Source organism: Mitsuaria sp. TWR114, assembly GCF_007997345.1.
The window spans coordinates 1-8,014 of sequence record NZ_VOSR01000527.1 but is presented as its reverse complement, the minus strand read 5'-3'; the positions used below and the strand labels follow the sequence as shown (position 1 = coordinate 8,014).

6 protein-coding genes are annotated in these 8,014 nt (G+C 70.1%); 3 read left to right on the top strand and 3 right to left on the bottom strand.

Going from position 1 to position 8,014, the window contains the following annotated elements; translation table 11 throughout:
• Both FUT87_RS18510 and FUT87_RS18505 read right to left on the bottom strand, forming a co-directional pair.
• On the bottom strand, window positions 1-3,204 hold a 3,204-nt coding region (locus FUT87_RS18510; protein ID WP_147241975.1), incomplete at its 3' end, for an efflux RND transporter permease subunit.
• A gap of 30 nt (window positions 3,205-3,234) precedes the next feature.
• Window positions 3,235-4,428 carry an efflux RND transporter periplasmic adaptor subunit gene (locus tag FUT87_RS18505; RefSeq protein ID WP_147241974.1) on the bottom strand — a complete coding sequence of 398 codons (1,194 nt, stop codon included), beginning with the start codon at window positions 4,426-4,428 and terminating at the stop codon, window positions 3,235-3,237.
• A gap of 389 nt (window positions 4,429-4,817) precedes the next feature.
• Here FUT87_RS18505 and FUT87_RS18500 point away from each other — a divergent pair, with 389 nt between their 5' ends.
• Genes FUT87_RS18500 through FUT87_RS18490 form a run of 3 tightly spaced genes read left to right on the top strand, consistent with a single transcriptional unit; the run spans window position 4,818 to window position 6,815 of the window.
• Entirely contained in the window at window positions 4,818-5,384 is a 567-nt protein-coding gene (locus tag FUT87_RS18500) for a glycosyltransferase (RefSeq protein ID WP_147241973.1), read from the top strand.
• Window positions 5,372-5,893 carry a glycosyltransferase gene (locus tag FUT87_RS18495; RefSeq protein WP_147241972.1) on the top strand — a complete coding sequence of 174 codons (522 nt, stop codon included), beginning with the start codon at window positions 5,372-5,374 and terminating at the stop codon, window positions 5,891-5,893. The genes FUT87_RS18500 and FUT87_RS18495 overlap by 13 nt, the downstream gene beginning before the upstream one ends.
• Window positions 5,886-6,815, top strand: a complete 930-nt coding sequence (locus tag FUT87_RS18490) for a glycosyl hydrolase family 43 (RefSeq protein WP_147241971.1) — start codon at window positions 5,886-5,888, stop codon at window positions 6,813-6,815. The genes FUT87_RS18495 and FUT87_RS18490 overlap by 8 nt, the downstream gene beginning before the upstream one ends.
• Before the next feature lie 13 nt (window positions 6,816-6,828).
• Here the strand turns inward: FUT87_RS18490 and FUT87_RS18485 are convergent.
• On the bottom strand, window positions 6,829-8,014 hold a 1,186-nt coding region (locus FUT87_RS18485; RefSeq protein WP_147241970.1), incomplete at its 5' end, for an MFS transporter.

The window sequence follows — 8,014 nt, the reverse complement described above, 5'->3', positions numbered from 1 at the left end:
GGCGCGCGGCGCCGGCTTCACGCGCCGGTAGAGCCACTCCAGGACCCAGAACACGAACAGCACCCAGGTCAGGAAGGCCAGTCCGACCAGCAGCGTCTGGAAGATGCTGATCGCCCAGGCACCAGCGGCGCTGAAGCGCTCGACGCGGCGCGGGAAGCGCTCGATCAGGCGATCGAAGAAGAGCTGGATGCTGTCGTAGAAGCACGGGACCATCAGCAGCGTCAGGAAGGTCGAGGTGATGGTGCCGCCGATGATGGCGACCGCCATCGGGCGGTAGAACTCGCCGCCCTCGCCCACGCCGATCGCCACCGGCAGCATGCCGGCCACCAGCGCGAAGGTGGTCATTAGGATGGGCCGGAAGCGCTTGCGGCCCGCATGCATCAGCGCTTCCTCGCGTGGCACGCCGGCGGCCTCCTCCTGGCGCGCCGCGTCCAGCAGCAGGATGGCGTTCTTCGCCACCAGGCCGGCCAGCATGATGATGCCGATGAAGCTCATCAGGTTCAGCGTGCCCTTGGTCAGCAGCAGCGCCACCACCACGCCGATCAGCGACAGCTTGAGCGAGTACATCACCCCGATCGGCGCCGAGAAGCTGCCGAACTGCATCACCAGGATCAGGTACATCAGCCCGATGCCGGAGAACAGCGCGATGAACATGGCGCCGAAGACCTCTTCCTGGTCCTTGGACGCGCCGGCCAGCTCGATGCCGTAACCCTGCGGGAAGTTGATCGAGCGCGCCAGCTTGACCGCGTCCTTGGTCACCTCGCCGGGCGAGCGGCCATGCGCGTTGGCCGACACCGCGATCATCCGCTTGCCGTCCGAGTGCTGGATCTTGGCCGGGCCCTTGCCCATCGACACCGTCGCGATCTGTTCCAGCGGCACCATCACGCCGGCACCGCTCACCGCGATCGGCAGGCGCTCGATGTTGCTCGCGTCGACGCGGTCCTCCGGCGCCAGGCGCACCGCCACGTCGCGGGTCTCGCCGCTGGGGTCGACCCAGTCGCCCACCTCCACGCCCGCGAAGGCCACGCGCAGCGCATTGGCCGCGTCGCCGACGGAGATGCCCAGCGAGTTGGCCAGCCCGCGGTTCATCTCGATCTGCAGCTCGTCCTGCGGATCCTGCTCCGACAGGCCGACGTCGACCGCGCCCGGCACGTTGCGCAGCTTGGCCATGTACTCGGTGGTGATCTCCATCAGCTTGCGCGACTCCGCGCCGTGGAAGCGGATCTGCACCGGCTTCTGCGCGCCGTTGTTCAGGTCGTCCAGCACCACGTACTCGGCGCCGACCAGGCGGGCCACGCGGGTGCGCAGGTCCGCCGCGATCTCGGCGGCGCTGCGCTTGCGCTCGGTGCTCTTGCCCAGGTCCACGTAGATGCGACCGCCGCTGACGTTGACGTACTCGTTGGTCGCCTTGGTCTCGGGCAGCTGGCGCGCCAGCGCGGCGCCGGCGGCCATCTTCAGCCGCGCGTATTCCAGGCTGGAGCTCGCGGGCGTGCGGACCTCGATGGCGATGGTGCCGGAGTCCGAGGCCGGCAGGAAACTCGAGCCGCCCAGCGTCGACTGCAGCACGATCGCCAGCACGAAGCTCGCCGCCGCGAAGAAGGCCATCCAGCGGCGGTGGTGCAGCGCCCACTCGATGACCAGGCCGTAGCGGTCGGCCTGGTGGTCGAACCAGTCATTGAAGCGCTGCAGCAGCCGCGACACGCCGGTCTTCTTCGCATGGTGGTAGCCGGGCGGGTCGCCCCAGTAGGCCGACAGCATCGGGTCCAGGGTGAAGGAGATGAACAGCGACACCAGCACCGAAGCCACCACGGTCAGGCCGAAGGGCCGGAACCATTCGCCGGATACGCCCGGCATGAAGGCCACCGGGATGAACACGGCCACGATGGAGAAGGTCGTCGCCGCGACGGCCATGCCGATTTCGGCGGTGCCCTTGAGCGCCGCGGTGCGGCGGTCGGCGCCGCGTTCCATGTGGCGCACGATGTTCTCGCGCACCACGATCGCATCGTCGATCAGCACGCCGATGGCCAGCGACAGGCCCAGCAGGCTCATGAAGTTCAGCGTGAAGCCGCACAGCCAGACCGCGATGAAGGCCGCGATCACCGAGGTGGGCAGCGACAGCGCGGTGATCAGCGTCGAGCGCCACGAGTTGAGGAACACGTAGACCACGAACACCGTCAGGCCGGCGCCGAAGACCAGCGCGTGGATCACGTTGTTCAGGCTGTCCTGCGCGTCGCGGCCGCCGTCCTGCGTCACCTCCAGCTTCGTGCCCTTGGGCAGCGTGGCGTTGATCTCCTCGACCAGCTTGCGGGTGGCGTCGGCCACCGTCACCGTCGACGCGTCGCGCGAGCGGGTGACCGAGAGGCCCACGTTGGGATGGCCGTTGCGCACCGAGAAGCCGGTCTGCTCGGCGAAGCCGTCCTGCACCGTCGCGACCTGGCCCAGGCGGATCAGCTCGCCGCCGGAGCGCTTGACCACGATCTGGTTGAAGTCGCTCGGCGATTCGATGCGGCCCAGCAGCCGGATCGACTGGTCCTCCATCAGCCCGCGCACCTTGCCCACCGGCGCGGTGGTGTTCTGCATCTTCAGCGCGTTGACGACCTCGGTCACCGAGACATTGAACTCGCGCAGCTTCTGCGCGCTCAGCAGCACCGACAGCTCCCGGTTCAGCGAGCCGTTGACCGTCACCGTGGCCACGCCGGAGATGGCGCGGAAGCGGTCGGCGAGCTGGTCCTCGGCCAGGCGGGAGATCTCCGCGTGGGTCTGCGAACTCGACGACAGCGCCAGCTGCATGATCGGCTGCGCCGACGGATCGATGCGCTGCAGCACCGGCTCGCGCATCTCCAGCGGCAGCTTGTGCCGGACCGCGGCGATCGCGTTGCGGACCTCATCGGCCGCCTCGATCATGTTCTTGTTGAAGTTGAAGATCAGCAGCAACTGCGCGTAGCCCTCGCTCGCGGTCGAGCGCACCTCGGTCACGCCCGAGATGCTGTTCAACGACTTCTCGATGCGGTTGATGATCTCGCGCTCGGCGGTCTCGGGCGAGGCGCCCGGGTAGGTGATGCCCACGACCAGCAGCGGCTGCTCGACGTCGGGGATCTGGTTGACGCGCAGCTTGGACAGCGCCAGCAGGCCCAGCGCCATCAGCCCGATGATGATGACCACCATCGAGATCGGCTTCTTGACCGAGAAATTGGACAGGAACATGGCGGAAGTCTCCTCGAGTCCGGCCGGTCGTCAGATGCCCGAGGCCGCGGAGGCCGCGAAGTCCGGCGCCGCGCCGGCGGGCGCGGCGGACTTGGTCCCGGCGCCGCTGGCCATGGGCACGGCGGCCTTGGTCAGCTCGACGCGCTGGCCGTCGATCAGCGTGCTGGTGGGATGGCGCAGGATGCGGTCGCCCTGCTTCAGGCCGGTGGTGACGACGTACAGCCCCTGGCGGTCGTCGCGCGCGCCCAGGCGGACCGCGGACTTGCCGACCTTGCCGCCGTCCACGCGCCAGACGAAGGCCTTGTCGCCCTCGCGCACCAGCGCGCCGTCGGCCACCATCAGCGCCGAGACGCTGTTGGTCTGCACCCGGCCTTCGGCGTACAGGCCGGCCACGCCCGGCTGCTGGGCGCCGGCGAAGTCGACCAGCACTTCCACCTGGCGGGTGCTCGCGTTGGCGGCCTGCGCGATGCGGCGCACCTTGCCCTGGAAATCGACCTGCGGATAACCGTTGACCCGGAAATAGACCGTCTGGCCCAGCTTGAGCTCGGCCATGCGGTCCGCGGAAACCAGTCCCTCGAAGCGCATCGACGCCGGATCCATCACCTTGATCAGCTCCTTGCCGATCTGCGCCGAGTCGCCCGGCGAGACCTTGCGGTCGCTGACGACGCCGTCGAACGGGGCGCGCACCTCGGTGCGCTGCTGCTGCTGGCGCGCCGTGGCCACGCGGGCGCGGGCGGCCACCAGGTCGCTCTGGGCGTTGTTGCGGCGGATCTCCGCGTCCTCCATCGCCTGGATGGAGCTCATGCCCTGGGCCTGCAGCGTCTTCAGGCGCTGGTATTGGCGCTCGGCCTGCTCGAAGCTCTGCGAGGCGGCGCGGGCGGCTTCGTCGGCGGACTGCACCGTGTCGCGGATCGCGGTGTCGTCCAGGCGGACCAGCAGGTCGCCGCGCTTCACCCGCTCGCCGTTCTCCTTGAAGACCTGCAGCACGACGGCCTGCAGTTCGGCGCGCAGGTCGGCCCGGCGCTCCGGCTGGATCGAGCCGGTGATGACCGGGCCGCTGGCGTATTCGCTCACGCCCAGCGTCTGGACGTCCTCCGGCGCCACCAGCAGGCTGGGCGCGCTGGCCGCGGCGGCGGCGGGCGATGCCTGCTTGTCGGGGGAAGGCTTGCCGCAGGCGGCAAGCAGGGACGCGGCGACAACGGCGATCAGCGACAAACGCAACATGAAGCGGACTCCGGCGGAGATGACAAGGTCGTAAAAAAATGTCCTTCGTGCGCAAGCCGCAAAAAGGGCGCGCTAGCTTAACTTCAATGACCCTGCATGCAGGTGGTCACCCCCTGCAGTTCATCCCCGGGAAACAGCGCTTCGTCGCGCCGTCCCCGCCGCCCGGGAACCACCGGCGCCGGTTACCTGAGGTTTCATCGCGACGCCCCGTCCGCCGCCCGACCGAGGGTCAGGTGTTCACAGGCCGTTAATGCCTCACCGGCAATTGCGCACACCTGCTGCACATGCGCTACCCGTACACCCCACGACTAGGGGAAGTGCCGTCCATATTGCTGATTGTTAAGAAATAGACTCGAAACGTTTCTTAGCTTTTTTGCCGTTTCGACGTCATGCGCGCACTCTCCATCGTCCACGTGGTCTTCTCGTCTCGCATCGCCGGTGGCGAGCATCACTGCGTCGACCTGGCCAACGCCCAGGCGGCGCTGGGCCACACCGTCCACGTGATCGGCCCGGCCGGCTCGGCCGTCCGGCATGCGCTCGACCAGCGCGTGCGCTTCCACGGCCTGCGCCTGCCGGTGCTGCGCGGAGCGCTGGTCCGGCGCCTGGCCGCCCGGCTGGGCGCGGACATCGTCCACGGCCACCTGGGCCCGGCCTGCAAGGCGGTGGCGGCGGCCCGGGACCGGGTGCGGGTCGGCACGCTCCATGTGGGCTACAAGGCGCACCACCATGCGCGGATGGACGCGCTGGTGTGCGTCAATTCGGCCCAGGTCGGTCACTTGAAGGATTTCGGCGGCATGCATCGCGTCATCTACAACTGGGCGCCGGAACGCAGTCCCGCGTCCTGCGCGGCGAAGGCGCCCTCGGGCTCGCTGCGGCAGGAGCTCGGCATCCCGGCGGCCGCGCCGATCGTCGGCTGCGTCGCCGGCTGCACGCGGCCAAGGGCATGCACACGCTGATCGAGGCCTTCCAGCGCCATGCGCCGCCGCAGGCCCACCTGGTGCTGATCGGCGAAGGCCCGCAGCGCGCGGAACTCGAGTCGCTGCGCGGCGACGACCGGCGCATCCACCTGCTGGGCTTCCGCTGGAACATCGACGAGCTGCTCGGCGAGATGGACCTGTACGTGTCCTCGTCGCGCGAGGAACAGTTCCCGCTGGCCATCCTCGAGGCCATGCGCGCGCGATTGCCGATCGTGGCGACGGCGACGCTGGGCGCGCGCGAGATGCTGGACCCGGCGCAGTCGGCGATCGTGCCGGTCGATGACGCCGTGGCGATGGGCCAGGCGATCGCCGCCGCGCTGGCCGAGCGCGCCCGCCATGCCCGCCGCCCGGTGGACTACGACATGGACCGCTACGACCGCTCCAGCGCGGTGCGGGCCACGCTGGGCCTGTACCAGGAGGCGCTCGCGCGCCAGGGCGTCAAGATCCAGGACCTTGCCGGGCTGAGCGTGGAAGACGCGCGTGGTTAAGCGGCCCAAGTCGGATTTCTGGACCGTCGGCGTCGTCCCCGAGCGCCTGGACCGCCTCAGCCCCGAGCGCCTGCGCGAACTGCGCGACCGCATCGTCTGGATGCCGGAAGCCGGCGACTGGCGCTACTACGCCGACCCCTTCGCACTGCGCGAGGGCGACGCGCTCCATGTCTTCGTCGAGCACTTCGACTACCGGACCAAGCGCGCCGACCTGCAGCGCCTCACGCTGAACCTGGCCGACGGCGCCTGGAGCACGCCCCAGCCGGTGCTGCGCCAACCCTTCCACCTCTCCTATCCCTTCGTCTTCGAGCACGAGGGCCAGGTCTGGATGGTGCCGGAGTCCAGCCAGGCCGCCGAGGTCGCCCTGTACCGCGCGGTGGATGGCGCCGAGCGCTGGGAGCGCTGGGAACGGGTCTGCGCGCTGCTGCCCGGCGTGCATGCGGTCGATGCGTCGCTGCTGCGGCATGAGGGGCGCTGGTGGATGTTCTATGCCGTCATCGGCCCCGACAAGCGCGACCAGCGCGAATTGCACCTCGCCTGGGCCGACACACTGCAAGGCCCCTGGACGCCTCACGCGGCGAATCCGGTGAGGTCCGCGCATGACGGCGCGCGTCCGGCCGGCACGCCCTTCGTCGACGCCGACGGCCGGGTGACGCTCCCGGTGCAGGACAGCCGCACCAGCTACGGCGGCGCGACGCGCTGGCTGCGCTTCGACCGGCTCACGCCGCAGGCCGTCGAGGTGCGCGCCTTGCCGGCCACCTTCACCGGCGACCTCGCGCATCCCGGGTTCCTCAGCGGCCTGCACACGATGTCGGCCTGCGGGGACCTCACGCTGATCGACGTCAAGCGCATCGACCGCTCGCGCCATCGCCAGTGGCTGGATTGGAAGCGCCGCGTGCGACGCTGGTTCGGTCAGCGCTGATCCGCCCGGCGCCTCAACGACGCGCGACCGCGTCGCGCGACACGCCCTCGGGCCCGTGGCGCCCGTCGCCCGCCTCGTGCGCGTCGTCCATCGACGGCGCGATGTCCTCCAGCGGTTTGCACTCGGCGTCGACACCGAAACGCAGCGCCAGCAGGCCGGCCACGATCACCAGCGCCGAGCCGATGCCGTAGCCGATCGCCACCTGGCCGCGCTGGGCGCTCTCGACCAGCCAGCCGAACAGCAGCGGCGCCGCGAAGCCGCCGGCCCCGGTGCCCACCGCATAGAAGATCGCGATCGCCATCGCGCGCATCTCGAGCGGGAAGACCTCGCTCACCGTCAGGTAGGCGGAGCTCGCGGCGGCGGACGCGAAGAAGAACACCGCCGACCAGCACAGCGCCTGCGAGCGCGCGTCCAGCACATCCGCGACGAAGGCCCCGCCCGTGGCGGCCAGGCCCACGCCAGCCAGTCCGTAGGTCAGCGCGATCATCCGCCGCCGCCCGACGCGGTCGAAGAGCGGCCCCAGCAGCAGCGGTCCCAGCACATTGCCCAACGCGAACGGGAAGATGTAGAGCGCCACGCGGTGGTCCTCGACGCCATAGAAGCGGGTGAGCACCAGCGCGTAGCTGAAGAAGATCGCGTTGTAGAAGAAGGCCTGCGCCAGCATCAGCGCCAGCGCCACGGCGCTGCGCGTCCGATAGCGCCGCAGCAGCACGTGCAGCACCTCGCGCAGGTCGGGCACCGCGCGGCGGTGCTCCCGGCGCGCGACCGGCGGCACCTCGGGCAAGGGACCGTGCTGGGCGGCGACCTGCGCCTCGATGTCCGCCAGGATGCGCTGCGCCTCCTCGACGCGGCCGTGGCGCAGCAGCCAGCGCGGGCTTTCGGGCACGTGACGGCGCACCAGCACCATGGCCACCGCCAGCAACGCGCCCATCGCGAAGCCGACGCGCCAGCCCCGCACCGGGCCCAGCACGTCCGGATGCAGGAGCAGCAGGCTGGCCGCGGCGCCGAGCGCGGCACCGATCCAGAAGCTGCCGTTGATCGCCAGGTTCACGCGGCCGCGCACGCGGGCGGGCACCAGCTCGTCGATGGCGGAGTTGATGGCGGCGTATTCGCCGCCGATGCCCAGGCCGGTGACGAAGCGGCACAGCGCGAAGAACGCGAAATCGGTCGAGAAGGCGGTGGCGAGCGTCGCGACGGCG